1 tRNA gene and 1 rRNA gene are annotated in these 304 nt (G+C 55.3%); both read right to left on the bottom strand.

Annotated elements, in window-relative coordinates:
• Positions 1–77 (bottom strand) — tRNA-Asp (locus AACU19_RS20130).
• A gap of 54 nt (positions 78–131) precedes the next feature.
• Positions 132–247: ribosomal RNA gene (gene rrf / locus AACU19_RS20125) — 5S ribosomal RNA — on the bottom strand.
• Positions 248–304: the final 57 nt, after the last annotated feature.

Here is a 304-nt window from a genome sequence, read left to right as displayed (position 1 = left end):
TGGCGGAACGGACGGGACTCGAACCCGCGACCCCCTGCGTGACAGGCAGGTATTCTAACCGACTGAACTACCGCTCCACCGAATTCTTTTACAACCACCGGTTTTATGACCGGCTTACTGCTTAATTTGATGCCTGGCAGTTCCCTACTCTCGCATGGGGAGACCCCACACTACCATCGGCGCTACGGCGTTTCACTTCTGAGTTCGGCATGGGGTCAGGTGGGACCACCGCGCTAAGGCCGCCAGGCAAATTCTGTTTCATCAGACCGCTTCTGCGTTCTGATTTAATCTGTATCAGGCTGAA

Source organism: Escherichia sp. MOD1-EC4550 (assembly GCF_963876935.1).
Lineage (GTDB): Bacteria > Pseudomonadota > Gammaproteobacteria > Enterobacterales > Enterobacteriaceae > Escherichia > Escherichia coli_F.
This window is presented reverse-complemented; position numbering and strand designations above follow the sequence as displayed.